The sequence below is a fragment of the Glutamicibacter soli genome (assembly GCF_052322135.1).
Taxonomy (GTDB): Bacteria; Actinomycetota; Actinomycetes; order Actinomycetales; family Micrococcaceae; genus Glutamicibacter; species Glutamicibacter soli.
The window spans coordinates 647893-672735 of the sequence record NZ_CM125969.1; the positions used below are offsets into that span (position 1 = coordinate 647893).

At 67.5% G+C, this 24843-nt stretch carries 20 protein-coding genes and 1 pseudogene; 15 read left to right on the forward strand and 6 right to left on the reverse strand.

The genetic code is table 11. From position 1 onward, the window contains the following. Positions 1 to 37: 37 nt before the first annotated feature. From ACTX90_RS03160 to ACTX90_RS03175, 4 genes are all read left to right on the forward strand, one after another. Positions 38 to 544: a MarR family winged helix-turn-helix transcriptional regulator gene (locus tag ACTX90_RS03160; protein ID WP_113606877.1), complete on the forward strand. Its 507-nt coding sequence runs from the start codon at positions 38 to 40 to the stop codon at positions 542 to 544. Further along, a complete protein-coding gene (locus ACTX90_RS03165; protein WP_443443084.1) occupies positions 537 to 2096 on the forward strand; it encodes an MFS transporter in 1560 nt (519 codons plus the stop codon). Before ACTX90_RS03160 ends, ACTX90_RS03165 begins: the two co-directional genes overlap by 8 nt. A gap of 83 nt (positions 2097 to 2179) precedes the next feature. Then, positions 2180 to 3361: a glycoside hydrolase family 26 protein gene (locus tag ACTX90_RS03170; RefSeq protein WP_443443086.1), complete on the forward strand. Its 1182-nt coding sequence runs from the start codon at positions 2180 to 2182 to the stop codon at positions 3359 to 3361. Positions 3362 to 3502: 141 nt separating this feature from the next. Next, a complete protein-coding gene (locus ACTX90_RS03175; protein WP_443443088.1) occupies positions 3503 to 4666 on the forward strand; it encodes a CaiB/BaiF CoA transferase family protein in 1164 nt (387 codons plus the stop codon). 9 nt (positions 4667 to 4675) lie between these two features. Here ACTX90_RS03175 and ACTX90_RS03180 read toward each other — a convergent pair whose 3' ends face one another. After that, entirely contained in the window at positions 4676 to 6220 is a 1545-nt protein-coding gene (locus tag ACTX90_RS03180) for a helix-turn-helix domain-containing protein (RefSeq protein WP_120990145.1), read from the reverse strand. A 171-nt stretch (positions 6221 to 6391) separates the two neighbouring features. Here ACTX90_RS03180 and ACTX90_RS03185 point away from each other — a divergent pair, with 171 nt between their 5' ends. From ACTX90_RS03185 to ACTX90_RS03195, 3 genes are read left to right on the forward strand one after another with little or no spacing between them, the layout of a single operon-like run. Continuing rightward, positions 6392 to 7570, forward strand: a complete 1179-nt coding sequence (locus ACTX90_RS03185) for an acyl-CoA dehydrogenase family protein (RefSeq protein WP_161449194.1) — start codon at positions 6392 to 6394, stop codon at positions 7568 to 7570. 34 nt (positions 7571 to 7604) lie between these two features. Continuing rightward, positions 7605 to 9071, forward strand: a complete 1467-nt coding sequence (locus ACTX90_RS03190) for an aldehyde dehydrogenase family protein (protein WP_443443091.1) — start codon at positions 7605 to 7607, stop codon at positions 9069 to 9071. A gap of 37 nt (positions 9072 to 9108) precedes the next feature. Next, entirely contained in the window at positions 9109 to 9969 is an 861-nt protein-coding gene (locus ACTX90_RS03195; protein ID WP_161449198.1) for a 3-hydroxyacyl-CoA dehydrogenase family protein, read from the forward strand. An 80-nt stretch (positions 9970 to 10049) separates the two neighbouring features. On the opposite strand, the gene ACTX90_RS03200 is transcribed toward ACTX90_RS03195, so the two are convergent. Beyond that, complete coding sequence (locus ACTX90_RS03200; RefSeq protein ID WP_047118312.1) at positions 10050 to 10484, reverse strand: pyridoxamine 5'-phosphate oxidase family protein; 435 nt, start codon at positions 10482 to 10484, stop codon at positions 10050 to 10052. Positions 10485 to 10579: 95 nt separating this feature from the next. Here ACTX90_RS03200 and ACTX90_RS03205 point away from each other — a divergent pair, with 95 nt between their 5' ends. The 3 genes from ACTX90_RS03205 to ACTX90_RS03215 all read left to right on the forward strand — a co-directional run bounded on the left by ACTX90_RS03205 (position 10580) and on the right by ACTX90_RS03215 (position 13065). Then, a complete protein-coding gene (locus tag ACTX90_RS03205) occupies positions 10580 to 11662 on the forward strand; it encodes an App1 family protein phosphatidate phosphatase (RefSeq protein WP_443443093.1) in 1083 nt (360 codons plus the stop codon). Continuing rightward, positions 11662 to 12129 (forward strand): acyl-CoA thioesterase, encoded by a 468-nt coding sequence (locus ACTX90_RS03210; RefSeq protein ID WP_047118314.1) that lies wholly within the window; start codon positions 11662 to 11664, stop codon positions 12127 to 12129. Before ACTX90_RS03205 ends, ACTX90_RS03210 begins: the two co-directional genes overlap by 1 nt. Before the next feature lie 63 nt (positions 12130 to 12192). Next, complete coding sequence (locus ACTX90_RS03215) at positions 12193 to 13065, forward strand: siderophore-interacting protein (protein ID WP_342352846.1); 873 nt, start codon at positions 12193 to 12195, stop codon at positions 13063 to 13065. A gap of 326 nt (positions 13066 to 13391) precedes the next feature. Here ACTX90_RS03215 and ACTX90_RS03220 read toward each other — a convergent pair whose 3' ends face one another. Beyond that, positions 13392 to 13988: a DNA-3-methyladenine glycosylase I gene (locus ACTX90_RS03220; RefSeq protein WP_047118315.1), complete on the reverse strand. Its 597-nt coding sequence runs from the start codon at positions 13986 to 13988 to the stop codon at positions 13392 to 13394. Positions 13989 to 14068: 80 nt separating this feature from the next. On the opposite strand from ACTX90_RS03220, the gene ACTX90_RS03225 reads away from it, so the two are divergent. From ACTX90_RS03225 to ACTX90_RS03245, 5 genes and pseudogenes are all read left to right on the forward strand, one after another. Then, positions 14069 to 14440: an ArsR/SmtB family transcription factor gene (locus ACTX90_RS03225; protein ID WP_443443096.1), complete on the forward strand. Its 372-nt coding sequence runs from the start codon at positions 14069 to 14071 to the stop codon at positions 14438 to 14440. A 4-nt stretch (positions 14441 to 14444) separates the two neighbouring features. Continuing rightward, complete coding sequence (locus tag ACTX90_RS03230) at positions 14445 to 15371, forward strand: cation diffusion facilitator family transporter (protein WP_443443098.1); 927 nt, start codon at positions 14445 to 14447, stop codon at positions 15369 to 15371. A 127-nt stretch (positions 15372 to 15498) separates the two neighbouring features. Then, positions 15499 to 16248 carry an ABC transporter ATP-binding protein gene (locus tag ACTX90_RS03235; RefSeq protein WP_047118318.1) on the forward strand — a complete coding sequence of 250 codons (750 nt, stop codon included), beginning with the start codon at positions 15499 to 15501 and terminating at the stop codon, positions 16246 to 16248. A gap of 3 nt (positions 16249 to 16251) precedes the next feature. Further along, positions 16252 to 18759, forward strand: a complete 2508-nt coding sequence (locus ACTX90_RS03240; protein WP_443443100.1) for an FtsX-like permease family protein — start codon at positions 16252 to 16254, stop codon at positions 18757 to 18759. Positions 18760 to 18931: 172 nt separating this feature from the next. Continuing rightward, a pseudogene (locus ACTX90_RS03245) lies at positions 18932 to 19282 on the forward strand (DUF6176 family protein). Here ACTX90_RS03245 and ACTX90_RS03250 read toward each other — a convergent pair. The 3 genes from ACTX90_RS03250 to ACTX90_RS03260 are packed head-to-tail and all read right to left on the reverse strand — an operon-like array spanning position 19279 to position 24755. Continuing rightward, on the reverse strand, positions 19279 to 22602 hold the full coding sequence (locus tag ACTX90_RS03250; protein WP_443443102.1) for an ATP-binding protein: 3324 nt from the start codon (positions 22600 to 22602) through the stop codon (positions 19279 to 19281). The pseudogene ACTX90_RS03245 and the gene ACTX90_RS03250 sit on opposite strands and share 4 nt — an antisense overlap. 3 nt (positions 22603 to 22605) lie before the next feature. After that, positions 22606 to 23298, reverse strand: a complete 693-nt coding sequence (locus ACTX90_RS03255; RefSeq protein WP_113606870.1) for a DUF4194 domain-containing protein — start codon at positions 23296 to 23298, stop codon at positions 22606 to 22608. Beyond that, complete coding sequence (locus ACTX90_RS03260; RefSeq protein WP_047118323.1) at positions 23295 to 24755, reverse strand: DUF3375 domain-containing protein; 1461 nt, start codon at positions 24753 to 24755, stop codon at positions 23295 to 23297. Before ACTX90_RS03260 ends, ACTX90_RS03255 begins: the two co-directional genes overlap by 4 nt. Between the last annotated feature and the right edge of the window lie 88 nt (positions 24756 to 24843).

Below are 24843 nucleotides of genomic sequence, written 5' to 3' on the forward strand. Positions count from 1 at the left end.
TTGAGTGGAACCCCCGAAGATAGGCAGGCGATATATTGTGCAGTGGCCAGTGAACAAGGCTCCGACCGAGCTGCTCGGACGCCTGCTGGACGAGCTGGCGCGGACCTCGCGGCTGCTGCGTTCCTTCTCGCACCTGGACCAGACCGATCCCGAAGTCTCCAACGCTTCGCACCATGTGCTCAAGACCCTGGACATGCGCCAGCCCACGCACGCGGCCGACCTCGCCAGCCATCTGGGCATCGGCACGGCGGCGATGAGCCGGCATCTGGCCGAACTGGAGCAGGCGGGACTGCTGGACAAGCGGCCCAGCGACCTGGACGCACGCCGCCAGGTCCTGTGGGTGACCGAAGCCGGCAGCGACCGGCTCGAAGCCCGGGCCCAGCTGCGCATCGAACGTCTGCGCCCGCTGCTGCCCGACTGGGACAACGACCGCCTGACCTTGATCGCCGACGCGCTGGGCGAACTGAACAACTCGATGATCCAGGGCATCCATGAACACCGCGAGCTGCAGGCCGAAGAACCGCGAAGCGGCTCGGATGGCTAACCGGACTCCGCGGGCCGCGGGCCCGACCGACCTGGCCGAGGCGGCCGCCGACACCCCGCAGATGACCCAGCGCGAGGTGCTGCGCTCCATCGCCGGCGTGCTGGCCTCGTTCTTCGCGGCGATGCTCGCCGCCACCATCGTCGCCATCGCGCTGCCCACCATCATGGACAAGCTCGGCGGATCGCAGACCGACTTCAACTGGGTTTTGTCCACCACCTTGCTGGCCAACGCCGCCACCACCCCGATCTGGGGGAAGATGGCGGACCTGTTCAACAAGAAGAAGATGCTGCAGGCGGGCATCCTGGTCTTCATCCTCGGGTCCTTCCTGGCGGGCATGGCCTGGTCCATTCCGGTGCTGCTGGCCGCCCGCGTGATCCAGGGGATCGGCATGGGAGGGCTGACGGCCATGGGCATGGCGGTGATCGGCACGGTCATCGCCCCGCGCGAACGCGGACGCTACTCCGGGTACTTCGGCGCCGTCATGGCGGTGTCCACCGCGGCCGGCCCGCTGCTGGGAGGATTCATCGTCGACTCGCCACTGGGCTGGCGCTGGTGCTTCTTCTTCGGCATCCCGATCAGCGTGCTGTCCATGATCCTGATCCAGAAAACCCTCCACCTGAGCCACCAGAAGCGCAAGGTGCGCATCGACTGGGGCGGGGCGCTGCTGCTGACGGTGGCGGTCTCCACGCTGCTGATCTGGGTGTCCTATGTGGGCAAGGACGAGTTCTTCGCCTTCAACTCCTGGCAGACCTACACCATGCTCGGCGGCGTCGCGGTGCTCACCGCGGCCCTGCTGCTGGTCGAATCGCGCGTCGTGGAACCGATCATTCCGCTGAAGATTATCACCACCCGCACCACCTCGCTGGCGATCATCGCCTCCGTGGCGATCGGCGTGGGCATGTTCGGCAGCGGGGCGTTCATCGGGCAGTACTTCCAGATCGCCCGGGAAGCCACACCCACCGCGGCCGGGTTGATGACGCTGCCGATGATCGCGGGGAACTACTGCGGCTCCGTATTCTCCGGCCAGATGATCACCCGCTTCGGACGCTGGAAAATCTACCTGGTCATCGGCTCGCTGCTGAACGTGGCCGGGCTGGGCCTGCTGGGCTCCATGCACCACGACACCGAGTACTGGATCCTGGCCATCGGCATGTTCCTGAACGGCGTGGGCATGGGCTTCATGCTGCAGAACCTGGTGCTCGCTGTGCAGAACACCGTGAAGGTCACCGACATCGGCGCGGCCAGCTCCTCGGTGGCGTTCTTCCGTTCCGTGGGCGGTTCCGCCGGCGTCGCGTTCCTCGGCGCGATGCTCTCCACCCAGGTGGCCTCCCTGGTCTCCGAGGGCCTGGCGAAGCTGGGCGTTGACACCTCGAAGGGCGGTTCCGGAGACTCGCTGAACCTGTCGGGCATGCCGCCGGCAGTGCGCGGCGTGGTCGAATCCGCCTACGGGGAAGCCACGGGACTGGTCTTCCTGGTCTCGGCAGCGGTCGCGGCCATCGCCTTCATCTGCATCCTGTTCATCAAGGAAGTCCCGCTGCGCAAGACCATCTAGGACCTGCGCCGGGACGCTCCCGTTCCGGCGACCACCGCAGAGCCCTTCCGAACCGGGCGGGGCCGCCCAGGAAAGGAACTGCCGTGCCGCACCCACGTTTTCCAACATTCCGCCGGTTCAGCGCCGCCGCGCTTGCCGCGACGCTGTGCCTCGCCGCCGTTCCGGCGGCGCAGGCCACCGAAGCGCCGCAGGGGTGCAGCGGGACCGCCGATCCGGACACCTGCCAGACGGTCATCGGGTGGGCCGCCGCGCAGCTCGGCGACGTGCCCGGGGACGAAGCCGAGCTCGGGGCCGCGAACGGGATGCTCTCCACCTATGTGGACTTCGCCAACCAACCCGGATTCCCCGCGGACTACGCGGCCGAAGCCGCGCGGCGCAACGCGGCCCTGCTGATCGCCTGGGAACCCTACGACTGGGAGAACCGCAGCGTGGACCAGCCGGAATACCGCCCGGCGGCCATCGCGGCTGGAAGCCACGACGACTATCTGGTCTCCTGGCTGAAGCAGGCCCAGAAGTACGCGGCGAACCAGCCGATCCTGGTGCGCTTCGCCCCGGAAATGAACGACGCCATCCGTCCCTGGTCCGTCGGGGTGAACGGCGGGAACACCGCCGCCGACTACGTGCGGATGTTCCGGCACGTGTACCAGCTCAAGGAACGCTGGGCGCCGGATGCCGCTTTGGTCTGGAACCCGCTGGTGGCCGGATCCGCCCCGGATGGGACACCCGTCGACTTCGCCTCGGTCTACCCGGGCGCCGACTCCGTGGACATGCTGGCGCTGGACGGCTTCAACTGGGCCGACGCCAACGACCCCGCTGTCAACTGCAACTGGCAGTCCTACGACGACGTCTTCGGCGCGCCCGTGGCGCAGCTCAAGCAGCTGGCCGGCGGCAAGCCCTGGGGCATTGCGGAGGTCGCCTCGGCCTCGCGCGGCGAATCCTTCTTCACCGCGGGAGGTGAATGCGCCCAGGCCTGGGGCTCCTGGGTGTTCCAGTGGCCGCAGAGCCCGCCGTTCTACGCCGAGGCCGATGACTGGATCACCCAGGCTGGCTGGATGAAAACGATGATGCTCCAGGCGCACGCGGACGGCGCGCTGTTCGTCAACCTGTTCAACATGGACAAGGAAACCGACTGGCGGCTTGAATCCACGCCGGCCGGAACCGAGGTGCTGGGCCGGATCGACGCCACCGGCTCCTTCAGCTTCGGCAATGAGCGCAGCTCGCAGCTGATCCGCGACGCGCTGCACCCCGAACCGGCAGCCCCGTAGCCGCCGCCGGGCGTCTGTGCGACGGCAAACCGTCCGAGCTTTTGTGCATTCTTCACAAGAACTTGGGCAGAACAACCCAAGCTCGTGACGGCGCGCACACCTAGGGTAGAGAAGGACGAAATCAACGAGTAGGGGAGCATCATGAGCGGACTTCGACCATTGGAAGGAATTGTCGTCGCTGACTTTTCCCGGGTTCTCGCCGGACCCCTGAGCACCATGACGCTCGCCGACCTGGGTGCGCGCGTCATCAAGGTCGAACGCCCGGAAACCGGGGATGACACCCGCAGCTGGGGCCCGCCATTCTCCGCGACCGGCGCCACCTACTTCGAATCGGTCAACCGCAACAAGCAGTCCATCGCGCTGGACCTGCGCAACGAGCAGGACCGCGAGGTCGCCCGAGACCTGGTTTCCAAGGCCGACGTGCTGGTGGAAAACTTCATCACCGGCGGCATGGACAAGATGGGCCTGGGCTACGAGGAGCTCTCGGAGCTGAACCCGTCGCTGATCTACGCCTCGATCACCGGCTTCGGGTCGGCGGGCGGATCCAAGATCCCCGGCTACGACTTCATCGTGCAGGCCCTGGGCGGGCTGATGTCCATCACCGGCGAAGCCGATGCGGATCCGATGAAGGCCGGCGTGGCGCTGGTGGACGTGCTCACCGCCAAGGACGCCACCATCGCGATCCTTGCGGCGCTGCAGAACCGGCAGAAGACCGGCCGCGGCGCGCACATCGAGGTCAATCTGCTCTCCAGCCTGCAGGGCGCGCTGGCCAACCAGGGCCAGGCCTACCTCGGCGCGGGGAAGATCGCCGGGCGCATGGGCAATGCGCACCCCTCCATCGTTCCCTACCAGCTGCTGGACTGCCAGGACGGCTCGGTGGCCGTGGCCTGCGGCAACGACGGCCAGTTCGTCAAGCTGTGCGCCGAGCTCGGGGTTCCCGAGCTGTGCGGCGACCCGAGGTTCTCCACCAACACCCAGCGCGTCGCGCACCGCGAGGAGCTCATCCCGCTGCTGGAACAGGCCCTGCGCGCCGACACCGGCGCCAATTGGCAAAGCCGCCTGACCGAGGTCGGCGTGCCGGCCGGCAAGGTCGCGAACATCGCCGAAGGCCTGGACTACGCCGCCTCGCTGGGCCTGGAGCCCACCATTGAAGTGCTGGACGCGCAGGGCGTCGCGGTCGGCGAACAGGTGCGCCACCCGGCCATCTGGACCCCGGCGCTGGACACCCCGCGCCAGGCCCCGCCCAAGCTCGGCGAGCACAATGACGTGGTGCGCGGATGGCTGGGGGCCGCCGCCACCGTCTAGGGCCGGTTCCTAGAATCCGTGCGTTTCAGCGTGCCGCAGCGCAAGCCACAGGTGCGCTGAAACGTCCGGGTCATCCACATCCACGCCGATCAGCGAATTCACCAGCTGCATCCGGTAGCGCAGCGTGTTGCGGTGCAGCCCCAGTTCCCGGGCCGCCTCTTCCCAGGTGCCGCGATGGCGCAGGTAGCTGGTCACCGTGGCCACCAGGTCCGCCCTGGCATACTCGTGCAGCGCCTTGACCCAGTTGGACGCCTTGGATTCGTCGCTGGAACCCAGATGCGTCAGCATGCCCTTCGGCGCCCGCGCAATCGCCGCGCGCAGCGCCTGGAAGATGGCGGGGATCTGCGCTCCGTGGATTTGGGCGGAGAGCACGGCGGCCGTTTCAGGGATCTGGTTTTGGTTCTCGGGGGAGAAGCCAAGCACCTGGAACTCGGTGCCCTCCAGATCATCGAAGGGGCGCTCGCCCAGCGGGGCCACCAGCGACGCGTCAAGCAGGGCAATCAAGGACGACTCGTGTTCGAACACGAAGGGCGTGGCCTTCAACGCCGGCCCCAGGTCGTAGGGTTCCGGGCCCAGCAGCCCGCGGGCCGACTCGGCGGCGAATGACACCGGGATGCTTCCCTGCGCGCGCAACGCCAGCAACCGCAGCGTCGAGGGGACATCGGGCAGTCCCGAATCCTCGGCCAGCATCCTGGCCGCTTCCAGCTGTCCGCGCACCGCGAGCTTGGCCACCGCGCTGCCCAGCACCGCCGTGGACTCGGCCTGCTGCTCGCGCTGGCGCGAGCGCATGGCCAGCAGCACGCAAACCGTCGTGATGACCTGCCGGTCCGCCGGGGTCAGCCGCCGTCCCGGACCGAGCGAGAGCACCCCGTACACCTGCGCGTTGACCAGCACCGGATACAGCACCACCGGCTGGTTCAGGATCTCGAAGGTCGCGGTGCTGGGCGCCTCCAGCTTGTCGATGCGGTGCGTTTCCCGCCGCACCTTGGGCATGAACTGCTCGGCGGACGGGGGCCAGACGGTTTCTCCCTCGCCGAAGCGCGGCACGTAGGCCGCCCAGCCGCCCAGCGACTGCGCCAGCCCGCGCACCACCGCGGGCACTGCGTCGGGGCGCATGGCGGCTCGCGCCATGGCGGTCTGGGTGCCCAGCGAATCCATCAGGTCGGCATTGCTGCTGCGCATGGCCAGATTCCAGTAGGCGCGCGAAACGTTCTGGAACGGCACCTGGTCCGGGACCACCACCACTTCCAGTTTCGCTTCCGCGCAGGCCGCGGCCAGCGCCGGCGGGATGGCGGTGAGCGAGGGCCCCAGCCCGATGCCCAGGACCTTGACCGACTTCTCCTGAAGCCGCCGCACGTAGACGGCCGGGTCGACCTGGCCGCGGGCGAAAATCATCCCGGTGGTCAGCAGCAGCTCGCCGCCCGAAAGATACGGGGTCGGGTCCTCCAGCTCGGAGACGTGGACGCCGGCAATCGGGGTGGTGCTGTAGCGGCCCGATGGACCGGGCTCCAGGTCCGACGCGAGGGCGGTGCCGAGCTGAAGAAGCGTGATCATAGAAAAAGTATCCGACAATTCGGACTCTCTTGTACAGAATGTCTAAGGCGCGAATCACAATTGTTGCGTAATTTCAGAGGTAAGCAATTCGTCGGTGTGTGACGCAGTCCCGGCCAACGGGACGGCAAGACGCCGAACCCCACGTTTCAACACCTCTTCAAGGAGACCACCATGGCACTGGCAGAACGCGTTTTGGACCCGGCAGATCTGATCAACTTCGACGCGCTGCTGACCAGCGAAGAGCTCGCCCTGCGCGACTCGGTGCGCGGCTTCGTCAACGAGAGCATCAAGCCGAACATCGCCCGCTGGTACGAGGACGCAGTCTTCCCGCTGGAGATCGTGCCGGAAATGGCAAAGCTCGGCCTGCTGGGCATGCACCTGGACGGCTACGGCTGCGCCGGACGCTCGGCCGTGGAGTACGGCCTGGCCGGAGCGGAGCTGGAAGCCGGCGACTCGGGCCTGCGCACCTTCGTCTCGGTGCAGGGTTCGCTGGCCATGAGCGCCATCTACAAGCACGGCTCCGAGGAGCAGAAGCAGGAGTGGCTGCCGCAGATGGCCGCCGGCGAGGCCATCGGCTGCTTCGGCCTGACCGAGCCGACCGCGGGCTCGGACCCGTCCAGCATGAAGACCTTCGCCCGCCGCGACGGCGACGACTGGGTGCTGAACGGCTCCAAGCGCTGGATCGGCCTGGCCAACGTCGCCAAGGTCGCAGTGATCTGGGCGCAGACCGACGAGGGCATCCGCGGCTTCGTGGTGCCGACCAGCACCCCGGGCTACAAGGCCACCCCGATCGAGCCGAAGCTGTCCATGCGCGCCTCGATCCAGTGCGAAATCGAGCTGGTCGACGTGCGCCTGCCGGGCTCGGCAGTGCTGCCCGAGGTCAAGGGCCTGAAGGGTCCGTTCTCCTGCCTGAATGAAGCGCGCTACGGCATCATCTGGGGCTCCATGGGCGCCGCCCGCGACGCCTTCGAGGTCGCCCTGAAGTACTCGCAGGAGCGCCTGCAGTTCGACAAGCCGCTGGCCGGCTACCAGCTGACCCAGCAGAAGCTGGTGGACATGGCACTGGAAATCAACAAGGGCTTCCTGCTGGCGCTGCACATCGGCCGCCAGAAGGACGCCGGCACCCTGGACCTGCACCAGATCTCCGTGGGCAAGCTGAACAACTGCCGCGAAGCCATCGAGATCTGCCGCGAGGCCCGCACCATCCTGGGCGGCAACGGCATCACCCTCGACTACTCGCCGCTGCGCCACGCCAACAACCTGGAATCCGTGCGCACCTATGAGGGCACCGACGAGGTCCATACCCTGATCCTGGGCAACAAGCTGACTGGCGTTCCGGCCTTCCGCTAAACCGGCCGAACCGCACGAGAGAAGGCATATTTCGATGACCCTATCGACCTCCGCAAACCTGCTCGCCCAGCTCGACCACTACATCAACGGTGTCTGGGTGCAAGGCGAAGGCGGCATGATCACCACGCAGAGCGCCTCGGACTCCGCCGTGGTCCTGGCCTCCGGCAACGCCGCCAGCGCGGACCAGATCGACCAGGCATTCCAGGCCGCCGAAGCGGCCCGGAAGTCCTGGGCGGCCACCCCGATGGCCGCCCGCGGGGCGATCCTGGTCAAGGCGGCCGCCTACCTGCAGGAGAACTCCGCCAGCTTCGGCGAGCAGCTTTCCGCTGAGGAAGGCAAGACCAAGGCCGAAGGCGTGGGCGAGGTGCTGCGCGCCGCGCAGATCCTGACCTACTACGCCGCGGAGGCTGAGCGCGCCGCCGGCACCGTTTACCAGTCCCCGCGCGCCGGGGAGCAGATCATGGTCACCCACAAGCCGCTGGGCGTGGTCGGCGTAATCACCCCGTTCAACTTCCCGATCGCCATCCCGGCCTGGAAGATCGCCCCGGCGCTGGTTTTCGGCAACACCGTGGTGTTCAAGCCTGCCAGCTTGGTGCCGCTGCTGGCGGTGCGCCTGGTGGAGGCCCTGGCCCACGCCGGCCTGCCGGCCGGCGTGCTGAACCTGGTCATCGGACCGGGCTCGCTGGGCGATGCGATCATGGAGCACCAGCACCTTGACGCGCTGAGCTTCACCGGTTCCACCGGGGTGGGCCGTCGGCTGTGCGCCGCCGGCGCCGCCCGCGGCATCCCGGTGCAGGCTGAAATGGGCGGGAAGAACGCCTCCGTGGTGCTGGCTGACGCGGACCTGGACCTGGCCAGCGAGCAGGTGCTGTTCGGCGCCTTCCGCTCCACCGGTCAGAAGTGCACCGCCACCAGCCGGCTGATCCTGGACGAGTCGATTGCCGAGGAGTTCCTGGCCAAGCTCACCGGCCGCCTGGATTCCTGGGTGACCGGCGATCCGCTGGATCCTTCCGTGCACATGGGCCCGCTGGTGGACGCCAAGGCCGCGGTCTCGGTGCGCGCCGGGGTTGACAAGGCGATCGCCGAAGGCGCCACCGTGGCCTACTCCGGCAAGGCTCCGAACGGCGGTAGCTTCATGGCGCCGACCATCCTGGAACTGCCGGCCGGGCCGGCCGGACGCGCGAACACCGCCTGGCGCGAGGAATTCTTCGCTCCGGTGCTTTCCGTAGTGCGCGTGAACGGGACCGAGGAGGCCTTCGAGGCCGCGGAGGACTCTCAGTTCGGGCTGAGCCTGGCGCTGTTCACCCGCGACCTGTCTGTGGCGCTGGCCGCGCAACAGACTCTCGATGTGGGGATTTTGCATGTAAATTCGGAATCAGCGGGTGCCGACCCGCACGTTCCGTTCGGCGGAGCCAAGGCCTCAGGCTATGGTCCCAAGGAGCAGGGCGCCGCCGCGCGCGAGTTCTACACGCACACCACCACGGTGTACCTGCGCGGCTAGTGACGTAACAGTACCCGAGCAGAAAACAGAGGAATCAATGACGATCGAACGCATTCTGGTAATTGGCGCAGGAACCATGGGACGGCAAATTGCCATGAGTTGCGCGCTGGGAGGCTACACGACCATCCTGCAGGACATTTCCGAGCAGGCCCTGGCCGCAGCCCGCACCGAGCTGGAGGGCTGGGCCGCCTCCCGCGTGGCCAAGGGCAAGCTGAGCCAGGATGAGTCCGATCGGGCGCTGGGGCTGCTGACCCAGTCCACCGACCTGGCCAGCTCCGCCGCGCAGGCGGATCTGGTCATCGAGGCCGCGGTGGAACGCCTGGACATCAAGGAGCAGATCTTCGCGCAGCTCGGCCAGGCCGCTCCGGCCCACGCCATCCTGGCGACCAACTCCTCGACCCTGCCTTCCTCGCGCATCGCCGCGGCCAGCGGACGCCCTGAACTCGTGTGCAACATGCACTTCTTCAACCCGGCCCTGGTCATGAAGTGCGTGGAGGTCGTGCGCAACGAGCAGACCAGCGACGCCACCGTCGAGGCGGTCACCGCGGTCGCCAAGCGCCTGGCCAAGCAGCCGGTGCTGGTGAACAAGGAGATCCCGGGCTTCATCGCCAACCGCATGATGGGCGCCATCAACCGCGAAGCGCTGGACCTGGCCGCGGCCGGGGTGGCCAGCATCGAGGACATCGACACCACTGCCCGCACCGCGCTGGGCCACCCGATGGGCCCGTTCGAGCTGATGGACCTGGTGGGCCTGGACGTGGTGGACTTCATCGCGCAGGCAACGTTCGAGGAGACCGGGCTGGAGACGGACAAGCCCCACGCCCTGATCGTCGAGAAGGTCCAGGCCGGCAAGCTGGGCCGCAAGAGCGGCGAGGGCTTCTACCCGTACAAGGGCTGAGCCCCCGCCCGTTGCGGGCATACGCAGGACCCGCAGCGCCAACCGGTGCTGCGGGTCCTGCGTTTAATGGCTGCTGGCGCCTACTGCCCGACCTCGGGCTGCTCGCCGAGCTGGAAATGGCGCCCGGAGATGGAGCGGACGTGGATGCGGATCCAGAAGTCCTTCTGCGTCGGAACCCAAGGGCTCACGCCGCTTTCGCGGGCTTCCTGGATGTCGGCCTCGTGCTCGAGCACCTCGGCGGAGCCGTGCACCACGACGGACCACGCTTCGTCGGCGAGAATCCCGTCGGCTTCGAAGGCCACCTTGTCGTTGATGGTCATGGATGCCAGCTTGTTGCCCGGTGCGGTGCGCAGGAAGAGCTTGCCCTTGTGGACCCCGTAGTTGACCGGGACGATATCGACATCACCTGCGACGGAGGTGGCAACGCGACCGTGCGAGGTATGGGCCAGAAGTTCCCAGGACTGCTCCTCGTTCAGGACGAGGACCGGATGGTTGTTGTCGTGATCGTATTTCATACTCTGATCTTTCTACGTAAAGTAGAAAACCGCAAGGTCTGCGACACATTGTGATTGGTTAAGCCTGCCGACGGCAGGCATGAAAGACTTGGAGCATGAGTCACGCTGCAAGCGACGGAGTTGCGCGCCATGTCGCCTCCCGGTTCGAGGACGGATACCACCACTGGAGGGTCCGCAACGCGGAACGCAAGGGCTTGGGTCCGGTCATCCTGCCCTACCTCGGCTACGGCTACGCCAGCAGCGCCGGCGGCTGGATCCGCGTGCTCGCGCGGGTGGTGCTCGCCAAGCCCGGCGCCTTCGAGGACGGCCACCACCAGGCGCAGGTCATCGCCGACGGCATCCGCGGTTTCCGGAATTTCACGTCCCCGATCCTGCCGGGCGGCAAGGTCTCCATCGAGGTGGCGGGCCAGCGCTTCGAGGTGCAGGCCGACCGCGGCGGGGTCATCGACGCGAAGCTGGCGGTGGACCTGGACCCCGGGTGGCACGAGGTCTCGCTGCGCGCCCACGACGGCGATGACGCCAGCGCGAAAATCCTGGTCATCGACGAGAGCCAGCGCTTCGGCGTGATCAGCGACGTGGACGACACCGTGGTGGTCACCGCGCTGCCGCGCCCGCTGCTGGCCGCCTGGAACTCGTTTGTGCTCTCCGAGCATGCGCGCGTGGCAACCCCGGGCATGGCGGTGATGATGCAGTACATCCTCAAGGAGCACCCGCACAGCCCCACCATCTACCTGTCCACCGGTGCGTGGAACGTCGCGCAGACGCTGCAGCGCTTCATGTCGCGCAACCTCTACCCGCGCGGACCGCTGCTGCTGACCGACTGGGGGCCGACCGACCGGGCCTGGTTCCGCAGCGGCCAGCAGCACAAGGTCGACCAGCTGCGCCGGCTGGCCGAGGAATTCCCGAACATCTCCTGGGTGCTGATCGGCGATGACGGGCAGCACGACCCGGCGATCTACGCCGAGTTCGCCCGCCGCTACCCGGAGCACGTGCGCGCCATCGTGATCCGCCAGCTGACCCCTTCCGAGGCGGTGCTGGCCGGCGGCCGCTCGCAGGAGCTGTGGCGCACCACGCCGGGGATCCCCTGGGTCTATGAGCCCGACGGGGCGCGGATCCTCCAGGGGCTGGCCCGGCTCGGGCTGGTCGATTTCGATACCGATTTCCAGGAGGAAGACTAATGAGCGGTGCACCGCTGCGGGTCCAGGTGCCCATGCGCTGGGGCGACATGGACGCCTACGGCCACGTGAACAACGTGAACTTGATCAGGCTGATGGAGGAGGCGCGCATCGCCGGGTTCGGCGTGCCGGGCGGCACCGGGGCGCCGGGCATGGACCCGAAGGCGGATATCTTCTCCGCGGTGCCTGCCGGGGTGCAGATCCTCGTGGTCGAGCACCGCGTGCGCTATTCGCGGCCGCTGGAATACCGCAACGTCCCGGTGAACGTGGATCTGTGGGTGGCCAACATCAAGCCGGCCAGCTTCGAGATCTGCTACGAATTCCGCGACCCCATCGAGGACTACCTCTGCGTCAAGGCCGCCACCACCCTGGCCTATTTCGACCCGGCGGTGGGCCGCGTCCAGCGCCTGAGCGAGGCCGAGCGCCAGGGGCTCGCGGCGTTCGAAGGGGCGCCGACCTTCGCAAAGTAGGGCGCACGGCTTGGGTGAATTAGGATTGAGTTATCTAGTCTTATTCAGATAGGAAGTGCTACCGTGGCCAATCCCCAAGCCGAACGCCCGCAGGGTGGCGGGCGCGCTGCCCGTCCGCAGACCGTACTGCAGGTCATGAAGCGCGAGCAGATTGCTCCGCACCTGGTGCGCCTGACCCTCGGCGGCCCGGGCTTCGAGACCTTCGTCGACAAGCCGGTCACCGACCGCTACATCAAGATCCTGTTCGCCAAGCCGGAGCTCGGTCTAACTCCTCCCTACGACATGGATGAGCTGCGCGAGAAGCTGGACATGCAGGACCTGCCGGTGCGGCGCACCTACACCGTGCGCAGCAGCGACGCGGAAGCCGGAACCATCCAGGTGGATTTTGTGGTCCATGGCGACGAAGGATTGGCCGGCCCCTGGGCCCGGGACGCCCAGATCGGCGACACCGTCTGCTTCTCCGGCCCCGGCGGCCTGTACTACCCGAAGGAGGAATTCGACTTCCACTTCCTGGTCGGCGACGAGACGGCCATCCCGGCCATTGCCGCGGCGCTGGAATCCATGTCCGAGCACATGCGAGGCGTCGCGATCATCGAGGTTTCCGCCGCCGAGGACGAGATGGACCTCAAGGCCCCGGCCGGCGTGGAGATCCGCTGGGTTCACCGCAACGGAGCCTTCACCCCCGAGAACACCAAGCTGGAGTCCGTGGTGCGCGACTACCCGTGGCCCGAGGGCACGGTGCAGGTCTTCTCCCATGGCGAGCGCGAAGTGACCAAGAAGCTGCGTGGCTACTTCTACAACGAGCGCGGCGTGGACCGCCGTGACATGTCGCTTTCCGCCTACTGGGCCTTCGGTCGCGCGGAAGACGACTTCCAGGCGGAGAAGCGCAGCCCGGTCGGCCAGATCTTCGAAGAAGCTCCGCTCCAGAGAAGTTAGAGTCACCTAAGTTAATTTTTATTAAATTAGCATGCAGGGGTTGACGTTATTGCCCACTGCCGGGTTATGCTTATTCCAGAGCTTCTCCCGTGTGTGGTCGGGAGAAGCTGCAAACTTGACCGATGCGAATCGGCTTGTTCACCGCGAGCCAGGAAATGCTCATCCTGCTCTGGTGGTCGGCCTAGCCGGCTTGAAATAAGGGGAATAGGGAAGCGGTTGACCTGCTCAGTCAGCCGAGTCGCAGAAAGATGAGACCTGCCGGGATCGCACACCCCGGCAGGTCTCATTTTTTGTGCCGTCGCGGCCGACACCGCGCGGCGGGAAGCCTACCGGGGCCAGATTCCGGAGGTGCCGCGGCGATGGGACCCGAGCAGGTGGGTGTCGACCATGCCCACGGCTTCCATGAGGGCGAACATGGTGGTCGGCCCCACGAACTTGAAGCCGCGCTTCTTCAATTCCTTGGCCAGCGCCTTGGACTCCTCGCTTTGCGTAGGGATCTCCGACATGGCGCGCGGTCTGGGGGTTTGCTCCGGCTGGTGCGACCAGATGAGCTGCGCCAGCCCACCCTCGTCGCGCAGGGCCAGGGTGGCCTGCGCATTGGCGATCGTGGCGCGGATCTTCAACCGGTTGCGCACGATGCGCGGATCCTCGATGAGCCGCTCGAAATCCGTTTCGGAAAACAGGGCGACCTTTTCCGGGTCGAATTGCGCGAAGGCGTCGCGGAACGCCTCGCGCTTGGACAGGATGATCGCCCAGGACAAGCCCGACTGGAAGCACTCCAGGCTCAGCCGCTCAAAGAGACCGGTCTCGTCGGTGATCGGCATGCCCCATTCGGTGTCGTAGTACCGGCGCAGCATCTCGTTGCTCGAAGCCCACAGCGGCCGGGCCAGCCCGTCATCGCCAATGATCAGGTCGTTGCTCATTCCTCCATCTTGCCATTGGCGGATGGCGCCAGGATTGAGCGACCCTGTTGCGCGGCGGCTTGAAATGCTATCATCGTCATATGGCGATAATAGAGTCACAGATCCATGCAATGGAAGAGGCCCAGCAGCGCCTGCAGCTCGCGGCGCTGTTCCATGCGCTGGCCGACCCCACGCGGCTATTGATCCTTGAGCACCTGAAAACCGGTGAGCACAAGGTCAAGGACCTCACCGAGCATCTGGGCCTGGCGCAGAGCACCGTCAGCGCGCACCTTTCCTGCCTGAAGGACAGTGGCCTGGTCAGCGTCCGCAGCCAGGGCCGCGCGAGCCTGTACTCCCTGAGCCACGCCCAGGACCTGGCCGCCGTGCAGAGCCAGGCGCTGCGCCTGGGGCGCCCGGCCAACCGCAACCACCAGTGGCATGAGGGCCACCCCTCTCCGGAAGGCGGGGTGTAGCTCCATGGGCCACGACCACTCCCACGAGCATTCCCACGACCATTTCGCCACCAACCGGACCCGGCTGGCCTGGGCGCTGGGCATCACCGCCAGCATCCTGGTCGCGGAGGTCATCGGCGCGATCATGACCAACTCGCTGGCCCTGCTGGTGGACGCGGCGCATATGCTCACCGACACCGCCGGGCTGCTGATGGCGCTGACCGCTGCCAACCTGATCATGCGCAAGCCCACCATGAAACGCACCTGGGGCTTCCGCCGGGCCGAGGTGCTTTCCGCGACCCTGCAGTCGGCGCTGCTGCTGGCCGTGGGCATCTACGCCGCGGTGGACGCGGTCCAGCGGCTCTTCGACCCGCCGGAGGTCCAGCCCGCCGGGCTGCTGGTCTTCGGCATCATCGGTTTGCTCGGCAACATCGCCTCCATGCTGATCATCGCCGGGGGACGGGGCCACAACCTGAACATGCGCGCGGCCTTCCTGGAAGTCGTCAATGACGCGCTGGGTTCGGTCGCCGTGATCGTCGCGGCCGTGGTGATCGCGCTGACCGGCTGGATGCGCGCCGATTCCGTGGCTGCGCTGCTGATCAGCGCGCTGATCGTGCCCCGCGCCGCCACCTTGCTGAAGGAAACCACGCACATCCTGCTCGAATCCACCCCGCGCGGCCTGGACTTGGGCGCGGTGCGCACCCACCTGGAAGGCCAGCCGGGCGTGCTCGCCGTGCACGACCTGCACGCCAGCCAGATCGCCTCCAACCTGCCGGTGCTCACCGCGCACGTGGTGGTCAAGAACGAGATGTTCGACGCGGACGCTGCCGGGGGCCTGCTGCGCAACCTGCAGCAGTGCGTGGCAGCGCACTTCGAGGTCAGCATCGAGCACTCGACCTTCCAGATCGAACCGGAATCGCACAGCGTCACCGAGCGCCATACAGGGTGCTGACCGAGCGGCGCGCACCCGCGGAACCAGCGTCCAGGATGCCGGCTCATACCCAGGTATGAGCCGGCGGCATCCAAGACCGGCCTGTCGGCCGATACGGGTTTCTCTTGGCCTTTTATAGTCTTGGAACATGACATCTGAAACTCTGCCCCTTACCGAATACGCGGTCTGCGCCCGAGGTCTGACCAAAAGCTACGGACATGACAGCACCCGCGTGGAGGCGCTGCGGACAGTAGACGTCGCCTTTGCCCGTTCCCGCTTCACCGCCATCATGGGCCCCTCGGGCTCCGGCAAGTCCACCCTGATGCACTGCCTGGCCGGGCTGGACACCGCGGACGCCGGAGAGATCATCATCGGCGGCCGCGACCTGATGAACCTGAACGACGACGAGCTGACCATGATGCGCCGCGAGCAGATCGGCTTCGTATTCCAGTCCTTCAACCTGGTCCCGACCATCAACGCCAAGGACAACATCCTGCTGCCGCTGTCGCTGGCCGGCAAGAGCCACGACCGCGAATGGTTCAACACCGTCATCGACGCGTTGGGCCTGCGCGACCGCCTGAGCCACAAGCCGCACGAGCTTTCCGGCGGCCAGCAGCAGCGCGTCGCCGTGGCGCGCGCCCTGCTCACCCGCCCCGAGGTCGTCTTCGGCGACGAGCCCACCGGCAACCTGGATTCCCGCACCGGGGCCGAGGTGCTCTCGCTGATGCGCACCTCGACCCGCGAAATGGGCCAGACCATCATCATGGTCACCCACGACCCGGCCGCCGCCTCCTACGCGGACACCGTGCTGCTGATGAAGGACGGCAGCATCGTGGGCCAGCTGGATGACCCGACCGTGGCCACCGTGACCGAGGCACTGGCCTCGCTGGCGGAGTAGTCGATGCTGCACGTAGCCCTCGCCAATATCAAGACCTATGCACGGCGCTATATCGCCGTGGTCCTGGCGGTCGCCATCGGCACCGCCTTCCTCGCGGCCACCCTGGCCGTGAACACCTCGACCCGCGCGACCTTGAAGAATTCGCTGGGCGACACCTACAAGAACGCCGATCTGGTCGCCTTCCAGGACTGGGAACTGGTGCCGGAGGACGATCCCGACTTCGAGTACACCGAACTGGCCATGGAACAGGTCGAGGACATCCGCAAGCTCCCGGAGATCTCCACCGCCTACGGCACCGCCTACGAAACCGGTGAACTGCACACCGCGGACGACGGCTATGGCGTGCTGCTCCAGCCGGTGTCCGCCGAGCAGAACCTCGGCGGCATGGAGCTGCTCGAAGGCCGTGCCCCGCTGAACGCCGACGAGGTCATCCTCGACGACGAGCACGCCGATCGCATGAAGGTCTCGGTGGGGGACACCGTCGGCCTGACCACCTCCGAGTCCACCAAGGACATGAAGGTGGTGGGCATCCAGCGCACCAGCACCGATCCGCAGCTCTCCGGCTACGCCATGGTGGGCCTGCCGGAATCCGTCTGGACGAAGATCGCCGGCGATTCCGGTTCCTTCCAGAACATCGTGATCGATGCCAAGGACTCCCTCCCGGCCGCCCAGCAGGCGCTGGCCGCGTACTTCGCCGAGCACCAGATGAGGGACGTCTCGGTACTGACCGCCGATGAAAAGGTCATCAAGGACGTCGCCATGCTGACGGACGGCACCGACCAGCTCACCGTGGTGCTGCTGGTGTTCGCCCTGGTCGCTCTGGTGGTCACCGGCCTGGTCGTGGTGAACACCTTCAACGTGGTGATCGCCCAGCGCACCCGCGAACTGGCGCTGCTGCGCACCCTGGGCGCCAAGCGCAAGCAGATCCGCAGCTCCGTGCTCATCGAGGCCCTGGTCATCGGCATCGTCGCCTCGGCGATCGGCGTGGCCCTGGCCGTCGCGCTGATGGCAGGCCTGATCCAGCTGCTGCACGTGATGGTGCCGAGCCTGTCCTACGCCACGCTGGCGCTGGATGCCAAGGGCCTGGTGATCCCGGTGGTCGTGGGCATCGCAATGACCGTCATCGCCGCGAGCCTGCCGGCCCGCCGCGCCATGAAGCTCGCCCCGCTGGCGGCCCTGCGTCCCTTCGACGCGGCGAGCGTGAAAAACCGCGCCGGCAAGCTGCGCATCGTCATCGGGATCCTGCTGGCCCTGGCCGGCGCCGGGCTGCTGGCCTGGGGCGCGATCGACGGTTCGCTGCCCATCGCCTTCCTCGGCGGCCTGCTTTCCTTCCCGGGCATCCTGATGCTCGCATCGCTGTTCGTCCCGGCCAGCGTCTTCGGCATCGGCAAGCTGGTGGCCGGGCGCTCGGTGGCTGGCAAGCTCGCCGCCCTGAACGCAGTGCGCAACCCGGGCCGCACCACCGCCACCGCCACGGCCCTGCTGATCGGAGTCACCCTGGTTTCCATGATCATGGTCGGCGGACAGACGGCCAAGTCCAGCCTGAACACTTCCCTGGCCGGCGAGTTCCCCGTGGATCTGACCCTCTCGCTGTATGAGCGCCAAGTCGACGACGCGAAGACCCAGGAACTGGCCCGCGAGCTGGCCTCCTTGGACGGCATCGAGGAAACCTCGACCTTCGTGGCCGGCACCGCGGAAATCAAGGGCCGGGAGGACGAAGCCCCGGTACAGCTGATGGGCGTCGATCCGCAGGGCTTCTCCAAGACCGTGCTGGACCAGAGCATCGTGCCGGCGGACGGGCAGATCATCCGCTTCAACACTGGCACAGAAGAACAGCCCAAGAAGCTGACCGTCGGCGGCAGGGAACTGGACGTCAAGGTGTCCTCCGCGGCGCTGTACCAGGACCTGGTCACCAAGGACACCTTGGAATCGTTGAAGCTGGCCGACTCGGAGAACGAGTACGGCGGCGTGCTGATCAAGGCGGCCCCCGACCTGTCCAACGCCGACATCACCGCCCTGGTGGAGCAGATCGCCGATGTGGCCAACGTCGAGTCGTACATGATCGACGGCGGCGTGGTGCAGAACGCCATGTTCTCCCAGGTTATCGACGTGCTGCTGGCCATCGTGTCCGCCCTGCTGGCCGTGGCGGTGCTGATCGCGCTGATCGGCGTGGCCAACACGCTCAGCCTCTCGGTGCTCGAACGCACCCGCGAGAACTCGCTGCTGCGGGCCCTGGGCCTGAAGAAGAAGCAGCTGCGGGCCATGCTGGCCCAGGAAGCCGTGCTGATCGGCGGCGTGGCGGCCCTGCTGGGTCTGGTGCTCGGCGTGGTCTACGGACTGCTCGGCGCGCATGCCACGCTCTCTGCGGTCGGCGAGATGTCCTACGAGATCCCGTGGCTGCAGCTGGCCCTGGTGCTGGTAGTCAGCATCGTGGCCGCCCTGCTGGCCTCGGTGACCCCGGGACGCCGCGCTGCGAAGCTCTCCCCGGTCCAGGGGCTGGCGACCGAGTAGCCTGGCGCCTCGCGACCGGCAGGCAGACGCCCGGGGCCGATGACTTCACGTCATCGGACCCGGGCGTTGCTCGTATACCGCTGGTTCGATGAACATCGAGCTGATGCGTTGTCGGGTGTAACCAGGCAAGACCGAACGAGTCGACCAGTGGCTCCAGTTCCTGAACTCCAATATGCCGGCGGTGCTGGAAGCCCTGGAGGGGGAGCGGATGTACGTCTAGACGTTATTCAGCGAGACGCTGGACGGGGCTGAGTACCTGTATTGGTACAGCATCCAGGGACACGGCAGCACCGAGGCCCGCGACTCGGGGCACTGGATCGACCGCACGCACCTGGAGTACTGGGACGAATGCATCGATCCCGAGTTCGCCCCGCAGACGCTGGCCACGCGGGTGAGCATGATCCCGCAGCGCCTCCTGGAACAGATGCAGCAGCCGCGTCGAGGGACGGCAAGGGCCCGCAGCACGCTTTGCCGGATGCGTGGCTCAGCGTCCTGCGGGCCCTTACCTGCGCCGCGCAGCTAGCGCAGCGTGATGGTGGTGGCCATGGCCGGGGAGCGGCCGGTGGTGACGAAGCCCGAGATGTTGGATCCCGGATGCTTGATGATGTCCGTGATGGATCCCAGGTGGCGGCTCAAATCGATCTTGTCTTCCGGGGCTGCCAGCACCAGGTGGAAACCGAATTCCTGCAGCGCGCGGATGCCCGCCGCGGCATATTCGGAGTTGGCCTGGATGAACGCCTCGTCGATCATCACCGTGCCGAAGGACGTGAACCCGGCGGTGGCGAAGCCGAGCTGGTAGGCCAGCGCGGCGCCCATGATGAACGAGGTGAAGCGCTGCCCCTCGCCGCCGGAGAGGGTGCCAGGTTCCAGACCGGTCTCCACCTCGCCGTTCGGCTTGTGCTCGTTGCAGCTGATCACCACATGCTGGCGCACGTCAAGCACCGTTGAACGCCAGGCCGAAAGGCCGGGATCGCTCAGCGCCGAGACCAGCGCCTCCAGCGCCTGGTAGGAGCTGGCCAGCTTGCCCTCGTCCTTGGTGGTGTAGGCGTCCTGCAGCGCGTTCTTCAGGTCCTTGCGGAAGGTGGCGGCCTCCATCGGGATGGAGCTTTCCACCTCCAGGCGCAGCAGCGAGCCGTGCTCGAAGGCCACCTCGCCGAGGATCTGGTTCAGCGGCTTGATGCGCTCGGAAATCATCCGGCGCTCCTCGTCCAGCAGCTGCAATAGGTCGCTGAAACGTTCGTAGGAGCGGTTGGCGAAGTATTCGCGGAACTGCGCCTCGTGGTGCGGCAGGCCGTCGGCGACGATCTGCTCATGCAGCTGGGCGTAGTGCTCCGCGGCCTCCGGGGAGGTGCCGTGGGTCTGCGCGTGGGAGCCGCCGAATTCACGGGCGAAACGGCGGAAGGTCTCGCTCAGCGCCCCGCCGATTTCCTGGCGCCGCGCGGTCAGCTCGCTCAGCTGGCCCGCCAGCTGCAGCCTGGCCTCGGCGAAGGCGCTGGAGATCTCCTCGGAGGCCGGGCTGCTGCCGGCGCCGATGGTTTCCAGCAATCCGCCGAGCAGCTCGTGGCCGCGCAGCGCCGCCGGGACCCGCTCCAGCCAGTCGCCGCTGTCCGCGGGACCGGCAGCCAGGACCTTTTCGGCCCGCTCGATCTGCAGGCCCAGCTCGCCGGCGCGGGAGCGGACCAGCGCCAGGTCTCCGACCAGCTGCTCGGACTCGGCTTTGGCTGCCTCGATCTGCGCGCGGACCCGGGAGGAATCCCCGGAGAGCGTGAGCGCGTCGCCCAGCTTCTGCTCGCTGCGGCGCAGCGCCTGGAGCGCGGGGGCCGCATCCAGCTGCGCGAAGGTGCGCTCGTCCTCGATCAGCGCGCCGAGCAGCTGCGCCTTGGCCAGCACCTTGGCCTTGGCGGCGCTGCGGTCATCCGCGGCATTCTTGGCGTCCTGCACCTTGATTTCCAGGCGCGCGGCCTTGGACTGCAGCTCGGAGATCTTCGCCTCGTTGGTGAAGCCCAGCAGGTATTCGGAGGCCGGCAGGGTGCGGGTGTCGCGCTCGAAGAGGCCGGTGCCGGTCTTGATGGTGCCGGCCGGGGTGATGGCCTTGGGATGGATGTGCATGGCCGCGTCGTTCTCCACGCAGGCCAGCGGATAGTCGGAGGTGATCTTTGCACGCAGCCAGGCGCCGGCCTCACCCGGGGCGAAGTCCAGCTTGGTGACCAGGTCCGCCGGACCGGCCTCGGCCTCGCGCGGGGCCAGCGAGATGTCCGCCCAGCGCACCCGGCCCAGCCCGTCGAGCTTGTCGATGGCGTGGGTGACCTGGGCCAGGAACTCGCCGGGCACCAGGAGGGTGCGGGCCACCGAGTGCAGTGCCTTCTCCGCGGCCAGCCGCCACATGGCGCAGTCGGCGGAGACGTCCATCAGCTCGCCGGCGAAGGGCAGCTGCTCCTCGCGCAGCGAACAGGCCGAGGCGATGGCGCGCCGGGCCGCGACCGAGCGGTCGTCGATGTTGGTGCTGCGGCGCTGGTAGGAGCGGATCTGCTCGGCCAGCGTGTCAGCGCGCTTGCGCAGGTTGACCAGCGAGGCCATGGCCTCGTATTCAACGGTCTGCGCGTCCTTGGTGATGGAGTCCAGCTGCTGCAGGGTGCGGGCGGCGTTGGCACGCAGCTCGTCCAGCCCGGTGGCGCTGAATTCGAAGGCCAGCCCGGCTTGGTCGGCCTGCTCCTGCAGGGCGCGCAGCACGCGCTCCTTCTCGCTCAGCGCCTTGCGTGCGGCGTCGGCTTCGCGTTCCAGCAGCATCAGCGAGGCGGAGCCGGCCGAATCGTGCGCGGCCTCCAGCGACTGCAGCTGGTCATCGAGCTTGGCCTTGCGTTCGCCCAGCTCGGCCTGCCTGGCCGTGAGCTGCGCATGCTCGGCGCGGTGCGCCGCCAGGTCGTTGCGCAGCACCAGCTGGCGCACCTGCGCTTCGAGCTGCGCCAGCTCGGTTTCCAGCAGCTGGCGGGTGGCGCCGATCCTCTCGGCCAGCGAGCGGTAGGCGCGGTCCTGCTCCGGCACGGCGGCCAGCACGTCGCGCTGCGCGCGGGCGGTGTCCAGCTGCCGGTAGATGCCGCGCAGGTGCGCGAAGTCCTCCACCGCGGCGGCGGCGGCCTTCAGCGTGGCAGGTTCCTCCAGCACCTCGTGGCGGAAGAACTGGTTCACGCCCTTGGCCAGGCCCTTGCCGTTCTGCAGGGTGCGCAGCAGGGCGAAGGCCTTGTCGCTTTCCACGCCCAGGCGGCGGCGCAGCCGGTCGATGAACGCCTTGTGGGTGTCGAAGGCCTCGGCCGGGGCCAGCGCCTTGGACAGCGAGGAGACCGTGAAGCGGCGCGGGCCGTGGTTCTCCAGCTCGGCGATGTCCAGCGCGCCCTCGCACAACAGGTAGTGCTTGGACACCTGGCCTTCCAGCCCGGCGTCCGGCAGGTCGAAGACCGCGCCGGCGCTGACGGTGTTGCCCATGCCGTCCTGGTAGCTGAGCAGCACGGCGCTCCAGGTGGCCCCGGGGCGCTGGAACACGGTGCCGGCGCTGGTCTTGAACTTGCGTCCGCGCATGTAGGAATAGGTGGTGCGGCGGTCCTCGCGGGTGGCCGCGTCGTTGGCCGACTCGTTCAGCCGCGGGCTGGCGAAGAACACGTGGCCCATGGCGTCGAAGAGCGTGGACTTGCCCACGCCGGGATGGCCGGTGACCAGCGTTCCGGCGCGGTCCACCCCCAGGTCGTGCAGCCCGTGGAAGGTTCCCCAGTTCACCAGCTGGACGCGCGAGAGGCGGTGCTGGCCGGGGTTGATCTCGCCGCCCAGCGGCAGCGTCATTTCAATGCTCATCGGCTACTCCTGCACCAGTGCGTCGGTCTGTTCGGATGCGTCGGACTCGTCGGGCTCCGCCTCGGCGAGGTTAAGCACGCCTTCGTTGGCGTCGATCGCCGCGATGTAGCGCGGGATGTCCTGGATGGAGGCCAAGGGCAGGGCCATGGCCAGCGCCGGGGAAATGCGGAACTCGTCGGCCAGCTCGGTATTGGTCAGTAGCCGCAGCGAGCCCAGCCGGGCGATGGCCGCATCGCAGGACTCGGCGAAGCGCTTGTCGTCGCGGTCGGCGGCGGCGCGGTGCTCGGCCAGGATCTCGTGCATGCCCGCGCGGGAGATCACCGCATCGGCCCCGGTGCCCGACTGCTGCTCCAGCAGCAGCCGCAGTCGCAGGGCCAGCAGGGTCTCGTCGCGCTTGAGCGGGCGGCGCGGGGCGATCGGCGCGGTGTGCGCCTGCTCGATGTCCACCGGCGCCAGCATGGCGATCTTGCGCTCCATGTCCAGGCTCAGCGCTAGGAAGATCTCCGAGAAGTACTTGGTGACAGCGCCTTGCGAATCCAGCAGCAGCTGCCAGGCCGCGGCGTCCACGGAGCCGTCGAGGTACGGGCCGCGCAGCAGCCGCACCAGCAGCTGGCGCAGCGGGAGCGGGAAGCTGCCGGTATCCCCGTCGAACAGCGGATCGGTGATCGGTGCGGCATATGAGTCGGTGTAGGTCATAGCGGCTCCTTCGTGAAGCTCAGGGCGGGCAGGTAGGCGGTGCGCGTGGAACCATCAAGCTGGGTGAATTCGATGCCCAGCAGCTGCGACTCGTCGAGGTTCTCGCCGTTGGTGCGCCCGATCTCGATCAGCGCACGGATGGTATTCAGGTGCTGGTGCTCGGCGGGCAGGGCCGCGAACACCTGATCCAGCGGCACCGGGTCCTGCGCGGCGCCGCGCAGCCGCTGAGCGATCGCGCTGCGCAGCGCCGGCATGTCGGCCTCCGGGGTGCTGGGGGTGCGCACGATGTCCTCGGCGCTGAATTCCGGGGCATGGGCCAGCGGCGGCGGAGCCACATGCTCGGAGGGATCGTAGATGCCCAGCCCGTGCAGGGTGACGAACTGCGGGGCGAACAGTTCCAGCGGGGCCAGCCCGCTGCGCGGCTTCAGGCCCGCGGACTTGCTGATCGCGGCCTCCGCCTCGCGCACCGCCCGGCGCAGCAACTCGGCCTGCTTGTAGTCCTCGGACTGCACGAAGGCATGCAGGGACTCGGAGAGCTTGCCGTAGGAGGTGTGCACCTCGGCGGCCTGGCGGCGCAGCTCGCGCAGCAGGTTGGTGAGGATCTGGCGTTCCGGGGTGTCCAGGTCGTCCACGAAGTCGCGCTCCAGCACCTCGGCCAGCGCCGCGCGGAAACGCTGCTGGGCTTCGGGGGAATTCAGGAACTCGGTGAAGCCGCGGAAGGTCTCGCCCTCGGCGGTTGAGCGCAGCTGCCGGTCGGCTTCCAGCACCTGGCCCACCGCCACGCCCTTGGCGGTGGAGGCGTCCAGGATTCCCTCGCGCAGCGAATGCAGCATGTCCTGCACCCCGTCGCGCATGCGGCGGAAGTCCGCCGGCAGGCTCGCGGCCAGATCCAGCACCGAGCGGGCCGCGGACAGCGCGGTGGTGCGGGAGAGCACCGCCGGATCGGTGCCGGAGCGCAGCTGGTCGATCTGCGCCTGGCGCTGGGCGATCTGGGATTCCAGCGCGCGGATGCGCGCCTCGGGATCCGGGTCGGTTTCGTGGGCCAGGGATTCCAGCGAGGACAGCAGCGTGTTCAGGCGCGAGGAGTTCAGGTGCGAGTCGTCGGTGGAGAAATCGGCTAGGAAGCGCAGCGTGCGCAGGGTCTGGGCGCTGGGCTCGTAGACGAAGCGCCCGTCGATCAGCGGACGGGCCAGCAATCCCTGCTTGACCCAGGTTTCGGCGAAGTCCTGCGCACTGTAGGTCTGCGGGATCTGCTCGTCGCTCGTGCGGGCGGTTTTCAGGAAGGAATCCAGCGAAGCGTGGAACAGTTCCAGCGCGATGCGCGGGCGGTCCGCGGTGAACTCGGCGCGGATGAAGGCGACCGCCCAGGGCTGGGCCGTTAAGAGCCGGTACGCCGCCGAGCTTCTGAACTGCTGGGACTGGATCCACAGGCTATTCGCGCGGTGCGAGGGCTGCATGCATTTCCTTGATCTTCGTGACGCCTAACCTCCTAATTCTAGAGCATCCGGCTTCACGCCAGATGTGCGCCCCCTGCGCGGCAGATGC